Source organism: Chryseobacterium sp. RU33C (assembly GCF_900156015.1).
GTDB classification, from domain to species: Bacteria; Bacteroidota; Bacteroidia; order Flavobacteriales; family Weeksellaceae; genus Chryseobacterium; species Chryseobacterium candidae.
The window spans coordinates 80,846-106,391 of record NZ_FTMT01000021.1 but is presented as its reverse complement, the minus strand read 5'-3'; the positions used below and the strand labels follow the sequence as shown (position 1 = coordinate 106,391).

Below are 25,546 nucleotides of genomic sequence, written 5' to 3'. Positions count from 1 at the left end.
AGCATATAATTTCATGGACAAAAAACCTTCGCTTAAAAACAATTTTGTAGATACTAAACAACTGTATTTATTTCAATAGTTATATCGAACTCACGCTAATTATCTAGTCTGAAATTATCTTTGAGGATGGTTTTCAATTCTGAAACGATTCCTCTGGGGGCAAATGAGTTCAGATTCTGTTCATGAATATATCCGTCTGTGAGCACGAAAAGTTCAAGCTCTCCCAATTTTATTTTTTTAAACCGGAAAGATCTTCCTCTGTTTTTTCAGATAGCATTTTGTTTTCGCCCATTAAACCGGAAAAAGGGGTCATACTAAATGTGCCTGCCAACAATCCGTTCTTTAATAATTCTTGTCTATTCATAGCGTAGCTATTTTTATTTTAAACATAAAAACAAAAAGCTGAGCTCCCATTATCAGAAACCCAGCTTTTGTATAAATAATTCTTAGTTATTGACCAATTTCATTGAACCTTCGGTATACCTTTCTCCTACGTTCGGGTATTTTTTCAGAATTCCATCAATCGTATCCAGATCTGACTGGGAAAGTTCGATATTGACTGCTGCAATATTTTCTTCCAGGTATTTGATTCGCTTTGTACCGGGAATCGGGATAATATCATCTCCCTGATTCAACACCCATGCTAATGCCAGCTGAGTTCCTTTTACTCCTTTGGAAGCGGCAAACTCATTGATCTCATCTGCCAGTTTGGTATTGTTTTCAAGATATTCCTGCTGATAACGCGGTAATGATTTTCTAAAGTCATCGTCACCCAGTTTCTGTATATCGTAAATATTGGTAAAAAGTCCTCTTGCCAACGGTGAGTAAGGCACTAAAGAAATCCCAAGCTCTCTGATGGTTGGTAGAATTTCCTTTTCAACATCTTTCGTAAGGATAGAATATTCTGACTGCAATGCTGCAATAGGATGAATTTTGTTAGCTTTTCTGATAGATTCCGCTGAAGCTTCAGACAATCCGATATATTTCACTTTACCAGCTTTTACCAGCTCTGCCATCGCTCCCACGGTTTCTTCTACAGGAACATTTGGATCTACTCTGTGAGCATAATACAAGTCAATGGTATCAATCTTTAATCTTTGAAGACTTAAATCTACGGCCTGTCTTATCCATTCCGGAGAACCGTCAAAATAAGTTCCGGGAGCGCCACTGTGGCTAGCTTTACCATCTTTGAACCTGAATCCGAATTTAGTTGCAATGAAAATTTTATCTCTGTTGGGTACTAAAACTTTAGAGATCAGTTTTTCGTTTTCTCCATTGGCATACATATCTGCTGTGTCCCAAAAGTTTACTCCTAAATCTAATGCTCTATGCAGAGTATTGATACTTTCCTGCTCATCTGTGGGACCATAAGCAAAGCTCATTCCCATACAACCTAAACCGATTGCTGATAGCTGTTCTTCTGTGTTTCCTAATTTCTTAAATTTCATGATAGGTATGATTTAATTTTACATGACAAAATTAGAACATCCGGAAGCCAACCCCGATATAGAATTCAAACTAAGAATTATAAAAATCAAACAACATTCATTCTTAAGGCATTCGGAGTAATTCCGGTTTGTTTTTTAAAGTAATTGGTAAAATAAGCAGGTTCTTCAAAACCTAATCCGTAGGCAATCTCGGCAATATTCCAATCTGTATGTTTCAGTAAGGCATTGGCCTCCTGAATAATCCTTGCGGTAATCTGCTGGCTGGTTGTTTTTCCCGTAATCTCCTTTACCGAACGGTTTAAAGAATTCACATGAATGGAGAGACTCTGTGCATAATCATTCGGCGTTTTTAATTTCAGAAAAGCCTCAGGACTGTCGATTGGAAATTGTCTTTCCAGCAATTCCATAAATAAAGAGGCTACCCTTTGTGAAGCATTCTGATAAGGTTCAAAACTTTCTGCCGGCTGCATTCTCATCGTTTCATGAATCATCAGATGAAGATACGCTCTCAGCATATCATATTTATGAATATACTCCGACTGAATCTCTGTCATCATTTTGGTATAGATCTCAGCAAGTATATTTTGCTGTTCTTCATCTACAAAGAAAACAGGTGTTCCTCCAATCTTGAACAGCGGAGAATCCTGCAGGTTTCCCATACGGCTTCCATTATGCAGAAACTGATCTGTAAACAGGCAGAACCAACCTTTCTGATCCTCATCATCAGCTTCCCAGGAATATGGAATAATGGGATTGGAAAACAATAATGCCGGACGGTCCACTTTGATCCATTTATCGGCATAATGAAGTTTTCCTTTTCCTATGATGAGTGAAATTTTATAGTAATCTCTTCTGCTGTAAGGCGTGAGTGGAGAACAGTATTCCCGTGAAAATACATTGAAATGCCCCATTGTATTGACACCAATACACTGTGATGCCAGATTGGGAGCATTTCTTTCATAAAAACCTTTGAGTGACTCGTGTGATTCCATAGATCAAAGTTATAAAAATCAAACAAATTAAATAACAATACTACCGGATTGTCAAAAATAAAATGACTGACAAAAAATGCCAGCCATTTAGGTTGATCATAGGGTTAATCCCAATCATCATGATGTCCGTGACCATGATGTTTATTTTGTTTTTTGTAGTATTTCTCCTGGTTTTTGTAATATTTTTCCTGTTGTTTACGGTATTTTTTATAATCGTTTTTATTTCTTCCATAGACGATTACCGGATTTTGACCTCTGTAATATTTCTTTTTAAAGATGATATACTTTTCTCTACCCAAAATTCTTTCCAGCTCTGAATAACGGTCATTCCTCCATCTTCCCGGCTCTACTACATAGACTCTGCTCCAGGTATCATAATCACGATATCTGTCATTCAACACGTAAATCTGATTCGCCTGTGCTGTTGAAAGCACAAGATCAGTAATTACTCTTTGCCAGTTGATATCCGAGATACTCCTTCTATAATCATTATAGTCATCAGATTGGGCATAGCTCAAACTAAATGTCCCGACCAATAATGCTGTTAATATTAATTTTTTCATTTCACTCCACTTTAAAATTAAACATGAAGGGTTAGTCAATTAAAGTGCCAATTATTAATTATAAATACTAATATTTGTTAATAAAAATTACAAATGATTTATTATGTTTGAAATATTTCCTTTTTCTTTATCAAATTATTGAATAATTTATTGTTAGGTAGGCTAAAGCTCAGCGTATAGAATCTTATCAACAATATCTTTTATCTTTTATCTTTTATCTTTTCCTCATTTACGTTATAAAATCCGTTAAGATTCCTGAAAAATATTACTTCATATGATTTAATTTCGTAATTTTAATGGAGAGAATATTTTTAAAGTAATTTTCTCAAATTAGTTTTAATCAACCAAATCTTACATTGTTATGGAAAATATAAAGTTTCAGGTATCTCAATATCAGGATGAATTGCAGTTACTTATCGATGGGAAAAAGGCAGGTTATATGTCCATAGAGGTTGACGGAAGGCTGCTTATTGTATTTTATACGAAACTTGATGAAGAGCGTGAAGGAAAAGGATATGCTAAACTATTACTGGACGAGCTGGTACGCTATGCAGAAGAAAAAGATTTGCTTGTAGACCCGGAATGTGATTTTGTAAGACAGCAGTTTGAAAATCACCCTGCAAGGTATAAAGAAATATGGCATGCCTGATCAGTTTTCCCACCAGGTTGTAAATTCCTGTCCCGGATGATTCAGGTCTACTACCTCACCAATCATGGGAGTGAAGACATTAAGCTGTTTTTCTTTTCCAAGAGCCGTTATCTTTTGTAAGGGTTCATTCCATGGGTGAAGTGCCAATGCAAATTTGGCAGCATGAACAGGAATAATACACCGTGTTTTAAGATCAATAGCAGCCTGAATTACATCTTCCGGTAATTTGTGAATATACCTCCATGCTTCTCCATACTGTCCGTTTTCAAGAACAGCATAATCGAAAGGTCCATAATGCTCACCGATTGTTTTAAAATGGGAATCATAGCCACTGTCTCCTCCTAAGAAAATTTTCCTCGTAGGCGTTATCAGAACATATGAGCTCCAAAGCGTATCATTCTGCTTTACTCTTCTGCCGGAAAAATGTCTGGCAGGAGTAAAAACAATTTTTATATCATTCTTTAGAATAACTTCTGTTCCCCATTCTTCTTCAATAAGCTTGTTTTCAGCATATCCCCATCTTTCAAGGTGTGCTCCTACTCCCAAAGGGATAATGGCCGTTTTCGTCCTTTCCTCAATAGATTTTACGGTGGGATAATCCAGGTGATCAAAATGATCGTGTGTGATAACCAGATAGTCTATGCCGGGAATGTCTTCAGGTTTAAAAATATCTGAGCCTTTGAAAGCCTTATTAAAGTATTTAAAGGGTGAACCATACAGACTCAGGACAGGATCTATTAAAAACGAAACTCCATCTGTCTGCAGATAATAAGAGGAATGCCCCAGCCAGATGAATACATCTTCATTTTTATCAATATTTTTCAGATTGGTATGAAGGGATGGAATTGCTTTCAGAGGTTTCAACAGCGGATCTTTCTTTCCTAAGAAGAAATCATAGGTTACTTTCCACATCTTGTAGCCTTCTGTAATGGAAGGAGTATGGCTGATATTCCGGAACTGTCTCTTTTTATAGAGTTTCGACTGCTTTATGCGTTTCAGTCTCTTCCCTTTTGGAACTCCACCAAACGCTTTCATATTGATCACGATAAAAAAGGTAATCGTCAAAACAACCAAACAGGTAATAATCCAGTAAATCATCTGTACAAAATAATATCAAATGTATTGACTTTTGTTTTTAAATGAAAATTTATTCCATTTCACTCTATTTTTTAACTAAATTTACCATGTATTTTTAAAAATTTATCAGGTGTTTAGGTCAGGATTAATTTTAAACTTTCTATTTTAGCACCCTAAAAAACTCAGATACATTGAAAAATTATTCGGTAATATTTCTTCTCGCTATTTTTTCGTCTTGTGCTTCTGTACAAAAACACAACGAACAGCGGGCCTCATGTATTCCACCGGAGCAACTTAAAGAGGATGTGGACTTTGCGTATTCAAAATTACAGCAAATGCACCCTCAGTTATACTGGTATATTTCCAGGAAGGAACTGGAGCGTAAATTTGACAGTCTTAAGCAGACCATCAACGAGCCTCTTACTCCTCTTCAGTTTTATTTTAAACTTCAGCCTGTCATTGCCGGAATTCGTGAAGGACATCTTTCCTTGAGAATTCCCAGAAAGAAATTTACAAAAGAGGAAATTAAAAGACTTGAACACCAAAAAGGAATGTTCAGCCGTTTTGAATATTATATATCTGGAGACCGCATGTATATCATTCAAAACAAAGATTCTATCGAACACATAAAACCTGGAACTGAAATTCTATCAATCGATAATGTTCCTGTATCTGATTACATCAGTAAGTACAGAAGCCTGATCAGCAGTGATGGTGATAATACCACTTTCCATCCGTACTTTTTAAAAGATCTGTTCTTTAATTTTTATACTGCGGAAAATGGTTTTGGCAGCAAAGCCACTCTTGAAACCCTTTATAATGGTGAAAAAAGAACGTATACCTTAACCAGAGAAGCAAAATCTGATTCAGACCTTGAAAAGGATAAGGAAATGCAGAAAAAGACTCCCGAAAAGAAGCTGAACGATTATGTAGCTTCGAGTAATTCTTATAACAGAAGCTTCAAGTTTCTGGACAAAGACAGCACTATTGCTTATATTAAGGTGAAAAGCTTTTCCAGGGATTATTCGGATGAGTTTTATAAAAAGACTTTTGCCAGGATCCACCATGCAAAATCTCCCTACCTCATCATAGATGTCCGAAATAATTATGGCGGCTCTTTGTATGAAATCAATAACCTGTATTCCTATTTAGCTGATGAACCGTTTACTCTGATAAAACCCTCTCAGCTAACTTCCAGAAATGCTCCTTTACGCACCAATTATTTCAGAAAAAGTACGCCTTTGGAATATGCTCTTAAAAGTATTGCCTATCCGAGTTACTTTTTTGCACAGACTTTCAGTACTTATAAAAAGGATGGAAAGGTATTCTACAAAATGAAGGCTGACAAACCTACAAAACCTAAAAAGGAAGCCTTTCACGGAAAAGTTTTTGTACTCATCAACGGAGGAAGCTTTTCTGCATCTTCTATTATTACAGCCAAACTTAAAAATGATAAAAGAGCAACACTGGTGGGAGAAGAAACAGGAGGTGCCAATGACGGAACTGTTGCCGGTTTTTATTCCTATCAGAAGCTTCCCAATTCTGAAATAAGATTTCCCATAGGTCTGCTTCTGGTTCAGCCTAATATCAATTTTTCAGACTCACGGAAAGGGGTTGTTCCGGATGTGACCGTTACTGAAAACATGCAGGATATTATTGATCAAAAAGATCCACAGCTGGATTGGATAAAGAACGAAATTGCCAAAGAAAAAGAAAATAAAGGACAGTAATGAATATGGGTTCGGCGGGCTTTCAGCCCGCCGAACTCTTTTTATCTTTTTAATTCTTCCAAAAGATCTTCAATATATTGGATATACCTTCCATAATAGCGTTGATACCAAAACCTTCCAACAAAATAAAGCAAAAATAATCCTGCGGTTACTGTACTAATTAAGATCACTGCAATCTTCAATTCACTCAAAGGCTTTGGCCACGGGATAAACTCCAGGACAATAAGGATCTCACACACAAGAAACGGGGCAAAACTGATGTAATAGGAAAGATAATATTGTTTATTAAGATTGAGCTGCATCACGAGATCTTTCAAAGAATCATAAGTCTTAGGTGCAGGATTACTGATTTCATTATATAGCTTAAAGAACTTACTGAAAAAGAAAACAGTGACAATAAGCATGGAGGCAATCAATACCGTGATGTACAGTTGAAGTTTAAATGGTCTGCATACTGAGCACACCAGAAAAGCAAAGACAAAGATTCCTATCATCCACCAGAATTCCACACGCATATTTTTGCGTATCTTTTCAAGAGGAAGATTCAGTTTATTGCTTTGTTCTATACTTATTTCGGGAGTTTCCTCCACAATATCTTCGTTCCAGGTATTTTTCAATTCATCGATATTCATGGGATTACTGATTTTAATGTTGGTTGGTTTTTATTTGGCTTAAGATCTCTTTAAGTTTATTTTTTGCCCGGTTCATTTTCACCCGTGCATTTCCTTCTGAGATTCCCATCTGTTCTGCAATCTGCCTGCCTGAAAAATCTTCCAGATAATAGAAAATAAAGGCTTTATCAATAGGGTTAAGCTGATGGATTGCTTTATACATATCAGTGAGACACTCTTCTTTACGACAATCATAGTCTTCCTGTATAATGATCTGGTTAGAAAAATCTTCATGGGTTATAAAGCTTCTTCTTTTTTCTGATTTCAGGAAAATAATAGCGGTATTCAAAGCAATTCTGTATAGCCATGTAGAAAATTCACTTTCACCTCTGAAGCCGGGAAATGCTTTCCATAGCTGATAGGTAATCTCCTGAAAAAGATCATCACGATCATCCTTTTCAGTCATGTACATTTTAGAAATCTTAAACAGAATTCCTTTATGCTGTTCAATTTTACGTATAAACTCTTGTTCTAATGAGGTCATAGCTTGTTACTCTATAGAGTTAGTTTTCGTTTAAAAAAATTGTTACAGATTTTTACAAAAGAAATAAAAATAACCTGACATTTTTTATATCAGGTTTATTTATTTTAAGTATGTAATTCTTTTATTATTTAAAATCTAAGAAATCATCTTTTTTCAGATAATGGTTCAGGGCATTAATAAGCTGCGAAGAGGTAACATCAGCACGCTGTCTGAAAGCAAGATCCACCACATCCTGAATATTTTCATCAGAACACATATAGTGAAGCTTGTTATGAAAAACGAAATCAGGTAAGATTTCATGATCATTCCCTCCGATATCCAAAGGATCTCCGATAAAAACTTTCATTTCAGGTTTAAACTCTTCCGTAGAAGAGTAAACCGCATAATTATATTCCGGGTCAAAGGATGCTTTCCTATCCTGTTTATTCTTTACAAGCTCCAGGAATTCTTCTATAGAATACACCTGATTTTTAAAATCATCCATGTGATATTTTTTTACAACTCAATGTTCTAAAGATAGAAATTTTATAGAATACCATCCTATTATAACACAAAACTCTATTTTCCGGCATTAAGTTAAAAAAGTCCTCAAAAAACACCTTGGTTTGTTGAGGACTTTTATTTTATGTTAAATACAATACCCGTCAGAATCAGAAAATATAATCAGTGCTTAAAAAGTTGGAATCATGTTCTCTGACGATGGTGTTCAGTAACTCTTTGTTGGAATCTGTAAGCTTTGCAGCCACCAGAGACCGGATAGAGAATGAGCGCAGCGCATCAAATACGGAAAGTGTTCCTTCTGCACTGTCTTTTCTTCCGGTAAAAGGAAAGACATCAGGACCTCTCTGCGCCTGGCAATTGATATTGACACGGCTTACAAGGTTTACAAACGGATCAATGAGTCTCGCTACCTCATGCGGATCTTCACTGAAAATACTTACCTGCATCCCATGGGAAGCATTCACCTGATATTCTATAGGTTCTTCTATATCTTCGAACGGAACAACAGGAATTACAGGACCAAACTGCTCTTCATGGTACAGCTTCATATCACTGTTTACAGGATATACTACTGCAGGAAAAACAAAAGACTCATCTGTATAGCCGCCATTTTTATTCAGCACCACAGCTCCTTTCTGTAAGGCATCATCAATACATTCTTTCAGATAAGCAGGTTTGTTGACTTCCGGAAGTGGTGTTACTTTCACCTCTTTTTCCCATGGCAGCCCGACCTTCAGCGTAGAGACCGCAGTACTTAATTTCTCTGTAAATGCCAGCGCCACTTCTTTCTGAACGAATATCAGTTTCAATGCTGTACAACGCTGTCCGTTGAAAGAAAGCGCTCCTAAAATACACTCGCTCACCGCTACATCCAGATCTGCATTTTTAGTAACAATGGCTGCATTTTTAGCATCCAGACTCAGAATAGCTCTTAAACGGTTCACTTTCGGATGCAGTTTTTTTAGTCCGTTAGCCACTTTACTTGATCCTATAAAAGCCAGCACATTCACTTTTCCGCTTTCCATAACCGGAGTGATAATTTCTGATCCTTTTCCATATAATGTATTCACAGTTCCTTTCGGGAATGCTTCTCTGAAAGCGTTTAATAAAGGATAATGAGCCAGAACACCATGTTTGGGAAGTTTAAACAAAATAGTATTTCCCATGATCAGAGCAGGAATCAGTGTGGTAAAAATTTCATTCAGAGGATAATTGAATGGTCCCATGCTTAAAACCACACCCAGCGGTGCTCTCCTGATCTGTGCAATGGTTCCCTCAGCCTGTTGAAAGCGGGAAGATTCTCTGTCCAGATCCTTAAGAGCATCAATGGTCTGATTGATATAATCTACAGTACGGTCAAATTCTTTGGTAGAATCGGCCAATGTTTTGCCAATTTCCCACATCAGCAGTCTGATAACCAGATCCCTCTGTTGGATCATCAGATAGACAAATTTCTGCATGCATTTGATTCTTCCTTCCACAGACATGGCAGGCCATTCGCCAAGTCCGTTATCATAGGCTTTTACGCAGGCTTCAAGAACTTCCATAGCCTCGTTCGGACCAATATTCGGGATACTTCCCAGAAGCTTTCTTTCCAATCCGTTTTCTGTGGGGATGCACACCGGAGAATAAATTTCCGTCACATCGCCGTTCCATTCTACCAGTTCCCCATTCAAAAGATAAGTTCTCTGATGGATAACCGGAACTTTATATTCTTCCGGAATTTCGTTTTCTCCTTTAAAAATGTGATGGAATGATGCCGTATTTTCTGAACTCATAAATCTTTCTATTTTTTATGTGATAAATTTGAAATTGTCTCAAAATTTAAATTATTTGACTTTTGTCATTGACTACGTCGAATCTTCGATTTCTGACGAAGGAAGAATCTTTATTGATTTTTATATGAGATTCTTCATTATATTTTATTTCATTCAGAATTATACCTTTGAAACAACTATATTTTCTAAGATAAAGGTAGAGGTAAAATGTTTTGAAAAAAAACAATCTGACCATAGATTCGATCTATTTGAATTAAAATTAATCTTAGCTCCTAAAAAAAGGATAATTTAGCTTAAAAATAAATTTCATGTTTTCAAAATTAGTTTGCGGCACACTGCTATTCTTCTCTGCAGTGGGCTTTGCTCAAAAATCTAAAGCAACCAATACTGTTTTAATGGGCGGGAAAGAAGTTCATACTTATGCCAAATTACCGGCACTGAATAAGCCGGCTCCCCAATTTACCCTTACAGATGTGAATATGAATGATCAGACGCTGGACTCCTTCAAAGGAAGATATGTCATTCTGAATATCTTCCCGAGTGTAGACACTGGTGTTTGTTCAGCTTCTGTGCATCATTTCAATGAAGAGGCTGGAAATCTTCCCAATACTGTAGTCCTTTGTATTTCCAAAGATCTGCCTTTTGCCCAGAAAAGATTCTGCGGTGCTGAAGGAATCAAAAATGTGGTAATGCTTTCAGATTTCCGTTCCGATTTTGGTTGGAACTATGGTGTGGAGCTGGTAGATTCTCCAATGAAAGGGCTTCTGAGCAGAGCCGTTGTGGTGATAGATCCTTCAGGCAAGATCATTTATGAAGAACAGGTACCGGATATTTCTCAGGAACCGAACTATGAAGCAGCCATTGCGGCGGTGAAATAATAAATTACATTAAAATTTAAATAGTTAAGAATATGAAGAAGAAAACCGATGTTCTTAATGGTTCAAAATAAAAAGAGGTTGTCTCAAAAGTGTCATTCTGAACGAAATGAAATGTAGTGAAGAATCTCATATAAAAATCAATGAGTTTCTTCCTTCGTCAGAAATCGAAGATTCGACGTAGTCAATGACAAAAGCCAGATTGTTTGACTTTTGAGACAGCCTCTTTTGTATTGTGATTTTTTGTTGGAAACGCAGAGGCGCAAATTGTTATTAAAATAAACGCTCTTATGGCGCAAAGATTTTATCTCCGATAAAATTTCAACACTCCGTTTGTCATTCCGAGCAAAGCAAGGAATCTAAATTCTAGTCCCCAGAGACTGTAAGAAAACAACCATTAAGAAAAATTAAATTATTAAGAATAGTCTGTTGATGCATAAAGCTTTTTATATTATACTTAAAAACATAATTGAGACTCCTGCGGAGTGACTATGGAAGTCGGTTTCTGGAATTATAATGAAACAATCATTGAATCTTTATACAAAAGCCTTTAATCCCCATCTCCACCAATATAATTAAATTCTTTTGTTGAAAAATGCAGGAACAGTAAAGCAAGCAAATCATCAACAGAATCATCCGCTTCTATATGAAAAACGGGTTCTTTCAACCATTTTTTTTCTTCACTTATTTCCATCAATATCTGCCCTTTTTCAATCAGCTGGCGGGTCTTTTTTAATTTAAAATAATAGATATGAACTTCCAGCCCCGACTTAATAATTCTTTCTTTCGCCAGATCAGTAAAGTAAACTACTGTATCATCATCAAAAAGTTCTACATCATTCTTTAAAAAACCTACATTCTTAATATTGTATTTTTTGGAGTTTAAAACGATACATTCCTCATATTAAAACAAATTCCTGATCTTTGTTATCCTTCCGATTTCGTGCTGAATGTCCGATACCAGAACCAAGTCTTTTTTTTGATAGTGGGCTGTATATTTTTTCAAAACAATCTGTAGCTTATTTTTTCTTTTTAGTGGTAATCTCGATTACTCCATCTTTTGCTTTTTCACCATACTTTACTACAGCAGAATTTCCTTTCAGAACATTCATTGTTTCTATAAAATTAGGATCCAGTGTATTTACTTTTTCAAAATCACTTATTTTCCCATCTACAACATAGAGAGGCTTGTACGCTGTGCCGCTTGAAGGAGCCCCGCCAATACGTATATTGTTATTATCTCCAGGAGTCATCCTAATTACTCCTGATAATTTTGATATAATTTCTTTGTTTTCTTTTTCTTTGCCTTGTAATAAAGCGCTGGCAGGCACTACTGCAACAGAACCAAGCAATTTCCTGTCTCTCTGAGTACTGAAAGCAACTTCCTCTACTTCATCAGCCTTCAGCGTATCACATGCATTTTTTTGCTGTGCATGCACACTCACGATTCCACCTGTTGTAAGTATAAAACCGACAGCAAATTTTACAAAAAGAGAATTGATATAAGAATAATGCAAATCCCTGTTAAGCTGCGATGGATGAAAAGCGCCACAGATTTCCTGTGAAGTATTACTAAAAACCTGTATAATCTCATCATCCGGAGCTGTTCTGAAGTCTTGTACTGTTTTGGAACAGACCGCACAAAATCTTCCTTTTTCATAAGGTGTCATAGTGTCCCAGTTTTCATGACAGGGCTTGGGTATGGTTATTTTCATAGAATGTCTTTTCTTATAAAGATGCACGGTTTTGGAGAAAGGTTGGAAAGGGTTGTGAAATTTTAGTATTTATAAATATCAACCAATTCAATTGTAACAGGAATATGAAGAGAATCTAATTTCCTTTTAAAATCAGTTTTGTTTAGATTGCCCAATACATAATTTTTACCTGTATTAAGAATCCAAAAATCTTTTATATTCTCATCCGGAACTTCATAGGTATCCGAACTATCATTAGGATTTCTCCTTTTTAATCCTTGTTTTTCTGCAACAATGAAATCATCATATACATTTACTTTAATGACCTTGGAGCGGATGACAGCAGTTTCACTATTCCATCCATCTGAAGGGGCTACAAATATTTCATGCGCCGAGTTTCTGTAAAGTTTATAGCCTCCGGTTAAGTTTTTAGAGAAATCCTGAACTCCCGGTCCGAAAGCAAATGAATTAAAAAACCAGATCACTGGTAATGACAAAGCCAGCCCACAGAAGAACATTGCAATCTTTATATATTTATTCATCGATGGGAAACATTATTTAAACAATGAGAATATCTTCTTTCTGAATTTAAAAATAACAAACCCTGAAATGATCAATGATAAAACAGAAAACACAACACTTATCCAGTTTAATTCTTCTGATTCCTTCGGATCATCTGAAACCTGTTTTCCATTTTTTGTGAGTGCTTGAGAAAACAACTTCATTCTTTCTTCTAATACAGAATTTTCAAAGCCATATTCTTTGGCCTGCGTATAACTTTTTTCAGCATCATATTTTTGATTCATCAATAAAGCAATATTTCCAAGATCAAATAAAAGCTGCGCTACGATTGCATCCTTGGGTTTTACAAAAGTCATTCTCTCATTCAGCTGATAAAAGATCTGCATTTTAAGCAATTGAAGATCTTTCTTGCTTAATGTGGATTGAGGAGCTTTCCCATTCCCAAAATCTTTTCCAATAAGATCGATGGATGAGATAGATCTGCCCCTAATTTTAGCTTTTAAAATATTAATATGAATCCATTCAGATTTTGAATGGGAATGAGGTTCTGTTTTCATTGCTGTTTCAATCCATTTCAAAGCTTCTTTATTATTTCCTATCAGCTCATAAGCTGTACCCATATTGGATGCCGTGGAATACCTGCCAGGCTCTAAAGATTCAATCTTCTTATAAAGATCAATGGCTTCCTGATATCTTCCTAAAAGGATTAAAATGTACCCTTCGTCCGAGAGATAATCAACATCCTTTGTCTTATTATATCCTTTTTTCAGTTTCACCAAAAACTCTTCTAATTCTTCTTTAACGCCGATCTGATGACCATATGGCACTTCTCCATCGAAATCAACATATAATATCTCCTGATTGGCCAACACCATTTTCTCTCCGTTCAGGCAGGCAAAAGCAGATATTGAAAATAAAGTTCCGAAAAGTAAACTGAAAAAGTATTTTCTCATATTGTGTATGATGTTTTCTAGTTTTTATTGAATTTTAAAAATAAAAAAACTTTACTATATTTTTAAACTGATATTTTAATTTTATGTGGGAAAGCACAACGTATGGCATTTAGAGGATATCTACGAACGAAGTTCAGAATTTGAGTATGGAATCTACAATTATTCTTTACGGCTGAGATTCTGAAATGACAAAAGAGGTGAATATCTCTACGCTGATTGTGCGAATTAAGTATGCACCATTTGTCATTCAGAGCGGAACACAGTGGAGCGTGGAATCTGGATTTTCAAGTAAAAAACCTAGGTTTCTACGGAATGACAGACTTTATGGATATCTACGCACTCCTTTTGTCATTCCAAAGAAATCTAAACTTTTATTGCAATAAGAAACAAAAGAGGCTGTCTCAAAAGTGTCATTCTGAACGAAATGAAATGTAGTGAAGAATCTCATATATTTGGTTATCAAGGAGATTCTTCCTTCGTCAGAATGACAAAAGCCAGATTGTTTGACTTTTGAGACAGCCTCTTCTTTGTATCTAAAATGTTTTTACAGTAAATTTTCATCTACCAAATTCGGAAGTGTTACTTTCAGATTGGGTTCTGCTTCCATTGCTCTTTTAATGGCGAAAACAGCGCCTTCGTTTCTTGCCCAGCTTCTTCTTGAGATTCCGTTGTTCACATCCCAGAAAAGCATAGACTTAAGTCTTCTGTCGGCATCATCGCTTCCATCCAGCAGCATTCCGAAACCTCCGTTGATTACTTCTCCCCAGCCTACTCCACCTCCATTGTGAATGGAAACCCATGTAGCTCCACGGAAACTGTCTCCAATCACATTGTGAATGGCCATATCCGCCGTAAATCTTGATCCGTCATAGATATTGGAAGTTTCTCTGTAAGGAGAATCTGTTCCTGAAACGTCGTGGTGATCTCTACCCAATACCACAGGTCCTATTTCTCCGTTTTTAATAGCTTTGTTGAAGGCCTCCGCAATTTTCATTCTTCCTTCCGCATCTGCATACAGGATTCTTGCCTGCGAACCTACCACCAGTTTATTTTCCTGTGCTCCCTTGATCCACTGGATGTTGTCTTTCATCTGCTGCTGGATCTCTTCCGGAGAGTTTTTAACCATTTCTTCCAACACTGCACAGGCAATATCATCCGTTTTCTGAAGATCTTCCGGCTTTCCGCTGGAACATACCCAACGGAATGGCCCGAAACCATAATCGAAACACATAGGTCCCATAATATCCTGTACATAACTCGGATATTTGAATTCTCTTCCCAATGTTGGATTTTCTGCCATTACATCAGCTCCGGCTCTGGAAGCTTCCAGTAAAAAGGCATTTCCGTAATCGAAGAAATACGTTCCTTTTGCTGTATGTTTATTGATGGCTGCAGCATGTCTTCTCAATGTTTCCTGAACTTTTTCTTTAAATAGTTCAGGGTTTTCAGCCATCATGGTATTGGATTCTTCAAAAGTTTGTCCTGCAGGATAGTAGCCTCCTGCCCAAGGATTGTGAAGTGAAGTCTGATCTGATCCGATGTCGATTCTTACCTCTTCCTGATCAAATTTCTCCCAAACTTCTACAATATTTCCAAGGTAAGCCAAAGACACCGTTTCTTTGTTGGTCTGTGCTTCTCTTACTCTTTTTACCAATGCATCAAGATCTTCATGGATTTCATTCACCCATTTCTGGTCATGGCGGATTTTTGTGATCTTAGGATTCACTTCTGCACATACGGTTACACAGCCCGCGATATTTCCTGCTTTTGGCTGAGCTCCACTCATTCCTCCTAATCCTGAAGTAACGAAAAGGCCTCCTTTCGGTTCTTTTTTGATTTTTCTGAAGGCATTTAATACCGTAATCGTTGTTCCGTGAACAATCCCCTGAGGACCAATATACATATAACTTCCCGCTGTCATCTGTCCGTATTGGGTAACGCCTAATGCATTGAATTTCTCCCAGTCATCCGGTTTTGAATAGTTCGGGATCATCATACCATTCGTTACAACCACTCTTGGCGCGTCTTTATGAGACGGGAACAATCCCATAGGATGTCCTGAATACATGACCAATGTCTGGTCATTATTCATTTCTGACAGATACTTCATGGTCAGCAGATACTGTGCCCAGTTTGAGAAAACAGCTCCGTTTCCACCATAAGTAATCAGTTCATGAGGGTGCTGTGCTACGGCATAATCCAGGTTATTCTGAATCATCAGCATAATGGCTTTGGCCTGCTCAGACTTTCCGGGATAATCTGTGATAGGTCTTGCCTTCATTTCATAATCCGGACGGAAACGGTACATATAAATCCTACCGTAATCTTCAAGTTCCTGCTTAAATTCAGGAATCAGTTCTGCATGAAACTTGGGATCGAAATAACGTAAAGCATTCTTCAATGCCAGCTTTTTCTCTTCTTCTCCTAAAATTTCTTTACGCTTCGGAGCATGGTTGATATTGGTCTCGTATGGTTTCGGTTGTGGCAGCTGATCAGGAATCCCCTGCTGTATCTGTTCTTGAAATGTCATATTACTATTTAAAGGTCTATGTTTTAAACAATGTTTGAAGTTTTAAAGATATTCAAAATAGGAAATATAGGCAAGTGGTGAAAGGAAGAATGGTTTAAGGTTTAAGCAAAATTACAAAATCTATAAATCAACCAATATTTGATATTAAATACTATATTTGAATAAATGTGCCTCAATTCCCCTCTCTCGGAGGGGTGGATTTTAAAGTGTAAGCTTTAAAAGACGGGGTGGTTAAAAACACAATAATGAAAGAAACCCTCACCTCCATCAACGGAATTCCCATCCGTAGGAATTTCGTTGAGAATCTTCCCTACAATCCCTATTTAAAAGTATTATTAAAAGAAAAGCGTAAAGCCCGGATCTTAGGTGAAGTAATCTTCTGGAAGAAAGTCCGTGCAAAAAAATTTCATACCATTGATTTTGACAGACAAAGGATTATCGGAAATTATATCGTTGATTTTTATGTAAAAACGCTTGGGCTCATTATAGAAATAGATGGATCAAGCCATGATGAAAAGCAGATTTATGATGGGATAAGAGAGGAATATCTTGAAGCTTTGGGACTTTTGGTTTTCAGAATCAGTGATTTTAATGTAAGAAATAATCTGAGTCTGGTGATGAAGGAATTGGAGGATTTTATTGTGCTTCACTATGGAACCACCCCGTCTTCAAAAATTCTTTAATTTTTGAATCCACCCCTCCGAGGGAGGGGAATTGCCCTGACCCATATGAGTCGTTATTCAACATAAACAAGCCCTACTGAAATTCAATAAGGCTTGTTTTCGTATCGTCAAAATTTAGGTTAAAACATCATCGTTTTCTTCTTCGTGGTCATCTTCATTATCGCTGAGACTCCAGTAATTGTTTTCTTCATCTTCTGCTCCTATTTCTTCCATTTCATCATCGTCCTCAGCTCCGGGGATATCTAAGCCTTTATCTATTTTATCGTCATCAAAATCTTCATTCAGAATAGGATTTCCGTCTCCATCAAGCGGAATATGTTTTTCTTTCTGGAAAATATCTTCATCAGGATTATAATCCATCTGTTCCAGCTTTCTGTTTTGTTCATTAATATTGTCTTCCGGTATCATGATAGTGTTATTTAAGGGTTTACATACTTAAAACAAAAATAATTCCAAGTTATGCTGAATAATCAGAATATACTTCAGGATTTGCACAATGCGGCATTTTCTTATTTTCTTTCAATAGCGATAATACTTCCTTCGGTCATCCCCGCCATCCTGTTTCGGGCTTCAGCAGCAGAAAATCCAAAAAATAAGATTCTCCTCAGATATGAGTTCCGGGTGGGCAACATCCAGACCTGTTTATTTCAGCATTTCAATTCCTGTTTCCGGAATTCTTTTATTGATAAAAACTTTTATTGTTCTGTTATTTAATGATTTTAAATAAAAAAACCTCACTCGCAAAAAGTAAGGTTATTGAACTTTAATATTAAAAAAATTATCTCTTTTCATCTGAATGTTTGATTCAAGATCTATTTATTTTTTGTGATGGTGATTTATACAGAGGGCTTTAATTCCATCAATTTTCATTCCGAAATGGATTAAAAGATTTTAAATTTTGATTAAAACAGATGAATTTTATATTTGAAAACAGGCTCTCTAAAAGTCAAATTATCTGGCTTTTACCGTTCTGACTGAGAAAGAATCTTATTGACTAAACAGTATGAGATTCTTCATTACATTGCATGCAGAATGACACACTCTTTAGAAATCTTCTTACTATTGATTCGTATTACCAAGCATCGGAACAAATTTATACGCTCCAAATTCTTCTTTTTCAAATTCTGTAGGGCCTACTTTGGTAAATCTGTATAAAACCTGCTCATCCGTTGGTCCTAATGGAATCACCATTATTCCCCCTATATTCAGCTGTTTTAAAAGTTCTGTAGGCAGTGTGGAAGCACCACAGGTTACGATGATTTTATCGAAAGGAGCAAAAGTGGGAAGACCCACAAAACCATCTCCAAAACTCTGAAATTTTGGAAACAGATGAAGTTCTCTGAGTTTCTTTTTGGAAAAATCAAACAGATCTTTCTGCCTTTCTACAGTATATACATGAGCTTTCATCGCCATTAAAACGGCAGTCTGGTATCCGCATCCTGTTCCGATTTCCAATACTTTTTCACCTGGTTTTACCTTCAGCAGTTCAGACTGTTCCGCTACCGTGGAAGGATGGGAAATAGTCTGGTGTGCCAGAATAGGAAATGCTCTGTCTTCATAGGCAAAATCTTCAAAAATACTTTCGATAAAAAGGTGTCTCGGAACTTCACTCATTGCCGAAAGTACATTTTCGTCTGAAATTCCAATCCTGTTTCGAAGATACTCAACTAAAATCTTTCTTTTTCCTTTATGTACAAACGAATCCTGCATTTGACAAAAGTAAGAAATTAGAAATTAGATTTCAGAAATTGCAGCAAAGAATTATCCACAAAAAATAAGCAATCAAAAAATGGCAGCTTTATACTTGTTACTTAATTCCATTTTATAGGATAAGGTCCGTAAAACGTGCTAAAGGTATTATCAGCACATCTTTTTCTGACAAAAAAGTTGTAGGTCTGGGTTTTACTTAATCCCGTGTAGACGGCTTTTTGGCCTGTCATTGCTAATTGTCCACTCGCAGGTGGCGCAGAACTTATCGTCAAAACAGTTTCATACGCAGAAACGCCATCGTTATCCCAGGATACCGCAGCATCAAAAGTAGAAGAAAGCGCGGAGGAAGTTGTTTTGGTATAAGTTGCATACGCTGGCTGTACACAAGTTGTCGTATTACCCGCCAAAACAGTAATAGGTCCCGCCCAGTTACTTCGTCCATTGTCTATTCCACAATTTTTCCTCACATAAAGATCATATTTATTATTCTGATAGAGCGGGAGGCTATAGGAATTTTTGTAGGTAACCACTGTAGTTCCCTTTCCCAAAGTGAAACCTTGCTCTCCATACTGCACTTCATAATACCCTTCGCCCATGGTGTTCATATTCCAGGAAAGGGTGTTGCTTACTTTTTCAAATGTCAAATTTGTGGGTGTTCCACATTGAGCCTGCGGGTCATACGGACTATCTCCTATACATGCTGCAGTAGATAATCCAGCCATAAGTACAATCGAAATTATTCTTTTCATCGTTATTTTTCAGACCGTTAATTTACTGTAATTTCTTTAATGAATGGATGCCTTTAATCTAGTGCATTTCCAAGTAAAAAGTCATGTATTTTATAAATGTACATTCACTATATTTACAAAAATTTAATACAGCTATGTTAAAAGCAGGTTTGGTAGGTGCCGGACACTTGGGAAAAATACATTTAAAACTTCTTAATCAGTCAGATAGATATGAATTTGTAGGTTTTCATGATAAAGATGTTGAAAACGGAAAGAAATTAGAAGCCGAATTCGGATATCAGTATTTTGAAAATTTTGATGAATTGCTTGAACAGATTGACATGCTTGATATTGTCACTCCAACTGTTTATCATTATGACTATGCTTTAAAAGCCATTGATAAAGGCCTTCATTTCTTTATTGAAAAACCGGTAACCCAGACTCTTGAACAGGCAGAAGAAATTCTTCGTTTGTGCCAGGAAAAAGGAATCAAAGCACAGGTAGGGCACGTTGAAAGATACAATCCGGCTTTTATTGCCACCAAGGAATATATCAGCAATCCTATGTTTATTGAAATCCACAGACTGGCAGAATTTAATCCACGTGGTACGGATGTTTCCGTAGTATTGGATCTTATGATTCACGATCTTGATATTTTATTAAGTATTGCTAAATCTAAAGTGAAAAATATTCACGCAAGCGGCGTTTGCGTAGTAAGCAAAACTCCGGATATTGCCAATGCGAGAATAGAGTTTGAAAACGGATGCGTTGCCAATCTTACGACTTCCAGAATTTCTATGAAGGCGATGAGAAAAAGCAGATTCTTTCAGAAAGATGCTTATATTTCCGTTGATTTCCTTGAGAAAAAGGCTGAAGTAATCAGGATGAAGGATGCTCCTGAAAGCCCTACTCCATTTGATATGATTATTGAAAATGCAGAGGGAGAAAAGAACCAGATTCTGTTTGAATATCCGAATATACAGCCTAACAATGCTATTCTGGACGAATTAAATTCTTTCGCTGATGCGATTACTGGCGACAAAAATGTAGAAGTTTCTCTTGAAGACGGAACTGAAGCGTTGAAGGTGGCTTTAGAGATTATGAAACTGATCAATTAACATGAAAATAAAGTCTGCACTATTTTTGGCAGCAATCACAATGCTATCTTGTAATCAAAAAAAAATGGTTATAAGATAGATTGTGATGATCAAAAAAAGCAGGCACAAAATGATTTCAATTATAAAAAGTATACCTGGACCAATTTTTCAGGCTTAGGCTATGATTATCTGGGTGAAAAGGAATTTATAGAGCTTCTGAACAAGAATCATATAAAAACGCAGCAAATTCCCATATCTTGCGTAAGATTTCCGAATGATCAGTATGAAAACTGCCGGGAAATCGAGATGAACAGACTTATTTTAGAAAGATTTGGAAAGAAATTTATAGACTCATTGCGTTTTACGGCGAAACAATTATTTATAAAAAATAATCCCGATGAAATATTTTCATATGAACAATGCGATAATATTTCGCGCTATCCTAACTCAACCACAGACAATCAGTTTGAAAAGCTGCAAACTGATTACCTAAAAAAATTTCCTACTCCCCAAGGATATAGTACAAAAAAGGAAAAGTTTTATTCCTATACTTCAGCTTCTTTTATTATTACTAAAAACGGAGAAATTAAGGATTTATCAGTAAAAAGTGAATTTCAAAACAAAAAAAACAATATATTTGAAAAACAATTCAATAAACAATTGAAAGATTTTGTTTTACATACACAATGGATTCCTGGCAGAATAAATGGTCTGAATGTAGACTCTTTCTATGATGCCAACATTCAGTATGACTAATTTCTAAAAAATTCCTATTATTTTAAATCATCGAAACTACTATGAAAAGAGCCGTTCTATTATCCGCATTTTTATTGTCTCAATTTGGGACATCACAATTACTGAAGACTTCGGGACAGAAAATCGTTAATGATAAAGGTGAAGATATTCAGTTGAAAGGCCTTGGGCTGGGTGGCTGGATGCTTCAGGAAGGATATATGCTGAAAACTGCTGATTTTGCTGGTCCTCAGTATAAGATTAAGGAAAAGATTGCTGAATTAATTGGTGAAGACGGAATGAATGAGTTCTACAAAGCTTATCTGAAAAACGGAATCACAAAGCAAGATATCAACTTTCTGGCCAAAGCAGGATTCAATTCTATAAGATTGCCGATGCATTACAATCTTTATACCCTTCCTATTGAAAAAGAGCCTGTAAAAGGAAAAGATACGTGGCTGGAGGAAGGTTTTAAAATGACAGATGATCTTCTTCAATGGTGCACCGATAACAAAATATATTTGATTCTGGATCTTCATGCCGCTCCCGGAGGTCAGGGAAATGACGCTAACATTTCTGATAATGATAAATCCAAGCCTTCACTTTGGGCCAATGAAGAGAATCAGAGAAAAACTGTAGCGCTGTGGAAAAAACTGGCGGAAAGGTATAAAGACAATCCATGGATTGGAGGGTATGATCTTATTAATGAACCTAATATTAATTTCACAGGAAAGAACCCCAATGGTACGGATGAAATGTCCAATGCTCCGCTCTGGAAGCTCCAGAAAGACATTACAGCAGCCATCAGAGAGGTTGATAAAAAGCATATTATTTTCATTGAAGGAAACGGATGGGGAAACAATTATAACGGACTTCCGGCTATCTGGGATAATAATATGGCTTTCAGCTTTCATAAATACTGGAATTACAATGATGATCAAACCCTTCAATTTGCCCTTGATCTCAGAGAGAAGCACAATATGCCGATCTGGCTTGGGGAAACCGGCGAGAATTCCAATGTATGGTTCACTGAGCTTATTCAGCTTTTGGATAAACACAATATAGGGTATGCCTTCTGGCCGATGAAAAAGATTGATAATATTGCAGGAGTTACCAATGTAAAAATCACGCCTGAATATGAAAAATTATTGGATTACTGGAAAAACGGAGGTGAAAAGCCTTCTAAAGAGTATGCTAAAAAAGCTTTACTACAGATTGCAGACAACTATAAACTAAACAACACTGAGATTAAAAGAGATGTGATTGATGCCATGTTCAGGCAGATTACAGATGCTACTACAAAACCGTTCAGAAACCATCAGGCTCCGGGAAGAATATACGCTTCGGAATATGATCTGGGAAGAATGGGCTCTGCCTATCTTGATAAGGATTTCATCAATCTTTGGGTAAGTGATCCGGCTAAAAGATCGGAATGGAACTCCGGACAGCAGATGAGAAATGATGGGGTGGATATTTATAAATGTAATGATAAAGTTACCAATCAGTATTATGTAGGAAAAACAGAAACCGGAGAATGGCTTCAGTACACGGTTCAGTCCAAAGGAGACAGAAATTATGCAGCAGATATCAGATATTCGGCGGCTAATCCTTCTAAAATAAGAATTGAAACAGCTTCCGGAAAAGTTTTAGCGACGGTTTCACTTGCATCAACAGGAGGAAATGAAAACTGGAAAACGGTTTCAGCCCAAAATATCATCTTACAGAAAGGAGAAAACAAAATCAGAATTGTCTTCGAAAATGATGGGGCAAACCTTAATTATTTTGAGTTGAAATAACAAGAATTTATCTTAAATTGCAAATCCCTTTTAGGCTTCTAAAAGGGATTTATTTTAACTGCATTTCTATGAAAAAAATAACCTTCGTTCTTCTTTTGGTTTCGGCATTTGCTTCTGCTCAGAAATCAGCTCTGGATCAAAAAATAAATTCAATAATAAAGGATAAAAAAGCTACCATAGGAGTATCTGTTCTGAGTTTTGAAAGTAATTTTAAATACAGCAAAAACGGTGATAAAAAACTCCCTTTGCTGAGTGTATTCAAATTCCACCTGGCCAGTACTGTGCTGGATATGGCAGACAAAGGCAAATTTTCAACAGATCAGAAATTTTTAATAAAAAAATCCGACTTACTTGAAAATACGTGGTCTCCTTTACGCGAAAAATATCCGGAAGGGAATATTGAGCTTTCTTTAGGAGAAATTATTAAGTATACAGTAGCTCAGAGTGATAATAACACTTGTGATTTTCTTTTAAGACTTATAGGAGGCCCCAAGGTTGTTCAGCAATTTATGGATTCTAAAGGGGTGAAAGACCTTCAAATTAAGTATACTGAGGATGATATGCATAAAGACTGGAAAAATCAATATGGAAATGAAAGCAGCACCAACTCCACAGTAGCACTTTTAAAAAAATTCTATGACGGAAAATTACTTTCCAAAAAATCCACAGATTTCTTAATGCAAATTATGCTCGCTACCACAACAGGAACTAATAAAATTGTGGAACAGCTGCCCAAAAGAACACCTGTTGCCCATAAAACAGGCTCTTCCAGAAAGCCCGATAACATTCTTACAGTAGCAGAAAACGATATGGGAATCATTACCCTACCCAACGGAAAACATTACGCAATTGCTGTATTTGTAAGCAATTCCACAGAAACAGAAAGGGTAAATACGAGAATGGTTTCCGATATTTCGAAGATCGTTTGGGATAATTTTAATAAATAAAATATTAAGCTTATTTTTTAAAGCGATTTAACATGAAAAAAATAATAATAACAACGGCTCTATTGGCTTTCACATTCTTCTACTCACAGAAGAATCAGAATTATTTAGAGATCAGCTACGGAAGTGTATGCTGTGGTCCTGCATCTGATAAGCCTGTGATGAGTTTTCTGAAAGAATTTAAGAATAAAAGCCAGATAAAAAGCATGGAAGTCCTGATCCAAAAAGGCATGGGAAGAGAAGGCGAATTTACGTTATACGTTGGCACAGACTTCCTCACAAAAAATCAGAAAAAACGACTGATAAGAGGATTAACGGCTACTGTTTCCAACCAGAACAACAGTAAAAAAAGTCAGAGTATAGGAAATGTTACTTTTGATTCAACAGCTGTTGTCACACAATCTGACCTTACGGAGGTAAAAAATTTAACTATCTATAAAAAATAAAGGAAAAATGATCAAAAACATTGTAGTTATCGGAGCGGGAACCATGGGGAATGGTATTGCACATACTTTCGCACAGAGCGGTTTTAAAGTAAATCTTGTAGATGTATCCCAGGAAGCTTTGGACAGAGGTTTAAAAACCATTACTACCAATCTTGACAGAATCATTGCAAAAGGAAATCTTACAGAGGAGCAAAAAGCTGAAACTTTAGGCAACATCACTACTTTCACAGCATTGAACGATGCTGCAGGATCTGCTGATCTTATTGTAGAAGCTGCTACAGAAAACCTTGATCTTAAACTGAAGATCTTCGGTCAGATGGATGAGCTGGCTCCTGCCAACTGTATCCTTGCAACCAATACTTCTTCTATTTCTATCACAAAAATTGCTGCAGCTACCAAAAGAGCTGATAAAGTAATCGGTATGCACTTCATGAACCCGGTTCCTATTATGAAACTGGTAGAAATCATCAAAGGATATTCTACATCTAAAGAGACTTTTGATGCCATTTATGAAATGAGTAAAACCTTGGGTAAAGTTCCTGTAGAGGTGAATGACTATCCTGGTTTTGTGGCGAACAGAATTTTAATGCCAATGATTAACGAATCTATCGAGACACTTTACAACGGAGTGGCTGGTGTAGAAGAAATTGATACGGTAATGAAACTGGGGATGGCTCACCCGATGGGTCCGCTTCAGCTGGCAGACTTTATTGGTCTTGATGTATGTCTTGCTATTCTGAACGTTATGTATGACGGTTTCAAAAATCCTAAGTACGCTCCGAACCCATTGCTTGTCAATATGGTGACAGCCGGAAAACTGGGTGTAAAATCAGGAGAAGGGTTCTATGATTATTCTGAAAGCAAAAAAGCTGAAAAAGTTTCAAAAATGTTTTTGAAGTCATCTTAAATCAATAATTTTAATTATCTTTGAGAAAGTTAAAAC

At 36.4% G+C, this 25,546-nt stretch carries 27 protein-coding genes; 10 read left to right on the top strand and 17 right to left on the bottom strand.

The genetic code is table 11. The features are described from left to right. Positions 1 to 229: 229 nt before the first annotated feature. The 4 genes from BW946_RS21825 to BW946_RS17010 all read right to left on the bottom strand — a co-directional run bounded on the left by BW946_RS21825 (position 230) and on the right by BW946_RS17010 (position 3,003). Complete coding sequence (locus tag BW946_RS21825; protein ID WP_262484573.1) at positions 230 to 364, bottom strand: hypothetical protein; 135 nt, start codon at positions 362 to 364, stop codon at positions 230 to 232. 82 nt (positions 365 to 446) lie between these two features. Continuing rightward, complete coding sequence (locus BW946_RS17020; RefSeq protein WP_076597299.1) at positions 447 to 1,448, bottom strand: aldo/keto reductase; 1,002 nt, start codon at positions 1,446 to 1,448, stop codon at positions 447 to 449. Positions 1,449 to 1,534: 86 nt separating this feature from the next. Next, on the bottom strand, positions 1,535 to 2,440 hold the full coding sequence (locus tag BW946_RS17015) for a helix-turn-helix domain-containing protein (protein ID WP_076597298.1): 906 nt from the start codon (positions 2,438 to 2,440) through the stop codon (positions 1,535 to 1,537). Between the two features lie 104 nt (positions 2,441 to 2,544). Further along, entirely contained in the window at positions 2,545 to 3,003 is a 459-nt protein-coding gene (locus BW946_RS17010; RefSeq protein WP_076597297.1) for a hypothetical protein, read from the bottom strand. 361 nt (positions 3,004 to 3,364) lie between these two features. Here BW946_RS17010 and BW946_RS17005 point away from each other — a divergent pair, with 361 nt between their 5' ends. Continuing rightward, positions 3,365 to 3,652, top strand: a complete 288-nt coding sequence (locus BW946_RS17005) for a GNAT family N-acetyltransferase (protein WP_047433564.1) — start codon at positions 3,365 to 3,367, stop codon at positions 3,650 to 3,652. Here the strand turns inward: BW946_RS17005 and BW946_RS17000 are convergent, their stop codons facing one another. Beyond that, positions 3,653 to 4,750, bottom strand: a complete 1,098-nt coding sequence (locus BW946_RS17000; protein WP_076597296.1) for an MBL fold metallo-hydrolase — start codon at positions 4,748 to 4,750, stop codon at positions 3,653 to 3,655. Between the two features lie 170 nt (positions 4,751 to 4,920). Between BW946_RS17000 and BW946_RS16995 the strand changes: the two genes are divergently transcribed. Beyond that, positions 4,921 to 6,459, top strand: a complete 1,539-nt coding sequence (locus BW946_RS16995) for a S41 family peptidase (RefSeq protein ID WP_076597295.1) — start codon at positions 4,921 to 4,923, stop codon at positions 6,457 to 6,459. Positions 6,460 to 6,500: 41 nt separating this feature from the next. On the opposite strand, the gene BW946_RS16990 is transcribed toward BW946_RS16995, so the two are convergent. The 4 genes from BW946_RS16990 to BW946_RS16975 form a co-directional block, all read right to left on the bottom strand. Then, positions 6,501 to 7,091: a hypothetical protein gene (locus tag BW946_RS16990; RefSeq protein ID WP_076597294.1), complete on the bottom strand. Its 591-nt coding sequence runs from the start codon at positions 7,089 to 7,091 to the stop codon at positions 6,501 to 6,503. Positions 7,092 to 7,104: 13 nt separating this feature from the next. Beyond that, positions 7,105 to 7,614 carry an RNA polymerase sigma factor gene (locus BW946_RS16985; RefSeq protein WP_076597293.1) on the bottom strand — a complete coding sequence of 170 codons (510 nt, stop codon included), beginning with the start codon at positions 7,612 to 7,614 and terminating at the stop codon, positions 7,105 to 7,107. A 124-nt stretch (positions 7,615 to 7,738) separates the two neighbouring features. Continuing rightward, positions 7,739 to 8,098 (bottom strand): DUF7716 domain-containing protein, encoded by a 360-nt coding sequence (locus BW946_RS16980; RefSeq protein ID WP_076597292.1) that lies wholly within the window; start codon positions 8,096 to 8,098, stop codon positions 7,739 to 7,741. 166 nt (positions 8,099 to 8,264) lie between these two features. Continuing rightward, positions 8,265 to 9,893 carry an NADP-dependent glyceraldehyde-3-phosphate dehydrogenase gene (locus BW946_RS16975; RefSeq protein ID WP_076597291.1) on the bottom strand — a complete coding sequence of 543 codons (1,629 nt, stop codon included), beginning with the start codon at positions 9,891 to 9,893 and terminating at the stop codon, positions 8,265 to 8,267. A gap of 308 nt (positions 9,894 to 10,201) precedes the next feature. Between BW946_RS16975 and tpx the strand changes: the two genes are divergently transcribed. After that, positions 10,202 to 10,771: a thiol peroxidase gene (gene tpx / locus BW946_RS16965; RefSeq protein WP_083688905.1), complete on the top strand. Its 570-nt coding sequence runs from the start codon at positions 10,202 to 10,204 to the stop codon at positions 10,769 to 10,771. Positions 10,772 to 11,318: 547 nt separating this feature from the next. Here the strand turns inward: tpx and BW946_RS21480 are convergent. The 5 genes from BW946_RS21480 to BW946_RS16945 form a co-directional block, all read right to left on the bottom strand. After that, positions 11,319 to 11,462 carry a hypothetical protein gene (locus BW946_RS21480; protein WP_170872096.1) on the bottom strand — a complete coding sequence of 48 codons (144 nt, stop codon included), beginning with the start codon at positions 11,460 to 11,462 and terminating at the stop codon, positions 11,319 to 11,321. A 325-nt stretch (positions 11,463 to 11,787) separates the two neighbouring features. After that, a complete protein-coding gene (locus BW946_RS16960; protein ID WP_076597289.1) occupies positions 11,788 to 12,483 on the bottom strand; it encodes a TonB-dependent receptor plug domain-containing protein in 696 nt (231 codons plus the stop codon). A 62-nt stretch (positions 12,484 to 12,545) separates the two neighbouring features. After that, positions 12,546 to 13,004 carry a DUF3997 domain-containing protein gene (locus BW946_RS16955; RefSeq protein ID WP_076597288.1) on the bottom strand — a complete coding sequence of 153 codons (459 nt, stop codon included), beginning with the start codon at positions 13,002 to 13,004 and terminating at the stop codon, positions 12,546 to 12,548. A 12-nt stretch (positions 13,005 to 13,016) separates the two neighbouring features. Continuing rightward, positions 13,017 to 13,937, bottom strand: a complete 921-nt coding sequence (locus BW946_RS16950; RefSeq protein ID WP_076597287.1) for a tetratricopeptide repeat protein — start codon at positions 13,935 to 13,937, stop codon at positions 13,017 to 13,019. 544 nt (positions 13,938 to 14,481) lie between these two features. Further along, positions 14,482 to 16,467 (bottom strand): urocanate hydratase, encoded by a 1,986-nt coding sequence (locus BW946_RS16945; protein ID WP_076597286.1) that lies wholly within the window; start codon positions 16,465 to 16,467, stop codon positions 14,482 to 14,484. A gap of 245 nt (positions 16,468 to 16,712) precedes the next feature. Between BW946_RS16945 and BW946_RS16940 the strand changes: the two genes are divergently transcribed. Next, complete coding sequence (locus tag BW946_RS16940) at positions 16,713 to 17,150, top strand: endonuclease domain-containing protein (protein ID WP_076597285.1); 438 nt, start codon at positions 16,713 to 16,715, stop codon at positions 17,148 to 17,150. 114 nt (positions 17,151 to 17,264) lie between these two features. On the opposite strand, the gene BW946_RS16935 is transcribed toward BW946_RS16940, so the two are convergent. The 3 genes from BW946_RS16935 to BW946_RS16920 form a co-directional block, all read right to left on the bottom strand. Next, positions 17,265 to 17,558 (bottom strand): hypothetical protein, encoded by a 294-nt coding sequence (locus BW946_RS16935; protein ID WP_076597284.1) that lies wholly within the window; start codon positions 17,556 to 17,558, stop codon positions 17,265 to 17,267. 651 nt (positions 17,559 to 18,209) lie between these two features. After that, positions 18,210 to 18,860 carry a protein-L-isoaspartate(D-aspartate) O-methyltransferase gene (locus BW946_RS16925; protein WP_076597282.1) on the bottom strand — a complete coding sequence of 217 codons (651 nt, stop codon included), beginning with the start codon at positions 18,858 to 18,860 and terminating at the stop codon, positions 18,210 to 18,212. Between the two features lie 101 nt (positions 18,861 to 18,961). Continuing rightward, entirely contained in the window at positions 18,962 to 19,609 is a 648-nt protein-coding gene (locus BW946_RS16920) for a hypothetical protein (RefSeq protein WP_076597281.1), read from the bottom strand. Positions 19,610 to 19,743: 134 nt separating this feature from the next. Between BW946_RS16920 and BW946_RS16915 the strand changes: the two genes are divergently transcribed. The 6 genes from BW946_RS16915 to BW946_RS16890 all read left to right on the top strand — a co-directional run bounded on the left by BW946_RS16915 (position 19,744) and on the right by BW946_RS16890 (position 25,510). Then, the gene (locus tag BW946_RS16915) at positions 19,744 to 20,706 is read left to right on the top strand and encodes a Gfo/Idh/MocA family protein (RefSeq protein ID WP_076597280.1); all 963 of its coding nucleotides are present in this window, start codon (positions 19,744 to 19,746) and stop codon (positions 20,704 to 20,706) included. 285 nt (positions 20,707 to 20,991) lie between these two features. Continuing rightward, the gene (locus BW946_RS16910) at positions 20,992 to 21,441 is read left to right on the top strand and encodes a hypothetical protein (RefSeq protein ID WP_076597279.1); all 450 of its coding nucleotides are present in this window, start codon (positions 20,992 to 20,994) and stop codon (positions 21,439 to 21,441) included. A 41-nt stretch (positions 21,442 to 21,482) separates the two neighbouring features. Then, a complete protein-coding gene (locus BW946_RS16905) occupies positions 21,483 to 23,213 on the top strand; it encodes a cellulase family glycosylhydrolase (protein WP_076597278.1) in 1,731 nt (576 codons plus the stop codon). Between the two features lie 68 nt (positions 23,214 to 23,281). Next, positions 23,282 to 24,160 carry a CGA/CIA family class A beta-lactamase gene (gene bla-A / locus BW946_RS16900; protein ID WP_076597277.1) on the top strand — a complete coding sequence of 293 codons (879 nt, stop codon included), beginning with the start codon at positions 23,282 to 23,284 and terminating at the stop codon, positions 24,158 to 24,160. Positions 24,161 to 24,192: 32 nt separating this feature from the next. Next, complete coding sequence (locus BW946_RS16895; protein WP_076597276.1) at positions 24,193 to 24,603, top strand: hypothetical protein; 411 nt, start codon at positions 24,193 to 24,195, stop codon at positions 24,601 to 24,603. A 10-nt stretch (positions 24,604 to 24,613) separates the two neighbouring features. Continuing rightward, positions 24,614 to 25,510 carry a 3-hydroxybutyryl-CoA dehydrogenase gene (locus tag BW946_RS16890; protein ID WP_170872097.1) on the top strand — a complete coding sequence of 299 codons (897 nt, stop codon included), beginning with the start codon at positions 24,614 to 24,616 and terminating at the stop codon, positions 25,508 to 25,510. Positions 25,511 to 25,546: the final 36 nt, after the last annotated feature.

Excerpts from the sequence above, each read along its gene's own strand:
- BW946_RS16985 (WP_076597293.1), bottom strand. The coding sequence starts at position 7,614 with ATGACCTCATTAGAACAAGAGTTTATACGTAAAATTGAACAGCATAAA.
- BW946_RS17005 (WP_047433564.1), top strand. The coding sequence starts at position 3,365 with ATGGAAAATATAAAGTTTCAGGTATCTCAATATCAGGATGAATTGCAG.
- BW946_RS16925 (WP_076597282.1), bottom strand. The coding sequence starts at position 18,860 with ATGCAGGATTCGTTTGTACATAAAGGAAAAAGAAAGATTTTAGTTGAG.
- BW946_RS16915 (WP_076597280.1), top strand. The coding sequence starts at position 19,744 with ATGTTAAAAGCAGGTTTGGTAGGTGCCGGACACTTGGGAAAAATACAT.
- bla-A (WP_076597277.1), top strand. The coding sequence starts at position 23,282 with ATGAAAAAAATAACCTTCGTTCTTCTTTTGGTTTCGGCATTTGCTTCT.
- BW946_RS16945 (WP_076597286.1), bottom strand. The coding sequence starts at position 16,467 with ATGACATTTCAAGAACAGATACAGCAGGGGATTCCTGATCAGCTGCCA.
- BW946_RS17000 (WP_076597296.1), bottom strand. The coding sequence starts at position 4,750 with ATGATTTACTGGATTATTACCTGTTTGGTTGTTTTGACGATTACCTTT.
- tpx (WP_083688905.1), top strand. The coding sequence starts at position 10,202 with ATGTTTTCAAAATTAGTTTGCGGCACACTGCTATTCTTCTCTGCAGTG.
- BW946_RS16955 (WP_076597288.1), bottom strand. The coding sequence starts at position 13,004 with ATGAATAAATATATAAAGATTGCAATGTTCTTCTGTGGGCTGGCTTTG.
- BW946_RS16895 (WP_076597276.1), top strand. The coding sequence starts at position 24,193 with ATGAAAAAAATAATAATAACAACGGCTCTATTGGCTTTCACATTCTTC.
- BW946_RS16950 (WP_076597287.1), bottom strand. The coding sequence starts at position 13,937 with ATGAGAAAATACTTTTTCAGTTTACTTTTCGGAACTTTATTTTCAATA.
- BW946_RS17020 (WP_076597299.1), bottom strand. The coding sequence starts at position 1,448 with ATGAAATTTAAGAAATTAGGAAACACAGAAGAACAGCTATCAGCAATC.
- BW946_RS16975 (WP_076597291.1), bottom strand. The coding sequence starts at position 9,893 with ATGAGTTCAGAAAATACGGCATCATTCCATCACATTTTTAAAGGAGAA.
- BW946_RS17015 (WP_076597298.1), bottom strand. The coding sequence starts at position 2,440 with ATGGAATCACACGAGTCACTCAAAGGTTTTTATGAAAGAAATGCTCCC.
- BW946_RS16935 (WP_076597284.1), bottom strand. The coding sequence starts at position 17,558 with ATGATACCGGAAGACAATATTAATGAACAAAACAGAAAGCTGGAACAG.
- BW946_RS16940 (WP_076597285.1), top strand. The coding sequence starts at position 16,713 with ATGAAAGAAACCCTCACCTCCATCAACGGAATTCCCATCCGTAGGAAT.
- BW946_RS16980 (WP_076597292.1), bottom strand. The coding sequence starts at position 8,098 with ATGGATGATTTTAAAAATCAGGTGTATTCTATAGAAGAATTCCTGGAG.
- BW946_RS16910 (WP_076597279.1), top strand. The coding sequence starts at position 20,992 with ATGAACAGACTTATTTTAGAAAGATTTGGAAAGAAATTTATAGACTCA.
- BW946_RS16920 (WP_076597281.1), bottom strand. The coding sequence starts at position 19,609 with ATGAAAAGAATAATTTCGATTGTACTTATGGCTGGATTATCTACTGCA.
- BW946_RS16960 (WP_076597289.1), bottom strand. The coding sequence starts at position 12,483 with ATGAAAATAACCATACCCAAGCCCTGTCATGAAAACTGGGACACTATG.
- BW946_RS21480 (WP_170872096.1), bottom strand. The coding sequence starts at position 11,462 with ATGGAAATAAGTGAAGAAAAAAAATGGTTGAAAGAACCCGTTTTTCAT.
- BW946_RS17010 (WP_076597297.1), bottom strand. The coding sequence starts at position 3,003 with ATGAAAAAATTAATATTAACAGCATTATTGGTCGGGACATTTAGTTTG.
- BW946_RS21825 (WP_262484573.1), bottom strand. The coding sequence starts at position 364 with ATGAATAGACAAGAATTATTAAAGAACGGATTGTTGGCAGGCACATTT.
- BW946_RS16905 (WP_076597278.1), top strand. The coding sequence starts at position 21,483 with ATGAAAAGAGCCGTTCTATTATCCGCATTTTTATTGTCTCAATTTGGG.
- BW946_RS16990 (WP_076597294.1), bottom strand. The coding sequence starts at position 7,091 with ATGAATATCGATGAATTGAAAAATACCTGGAACGAAGATATTGTGGAG.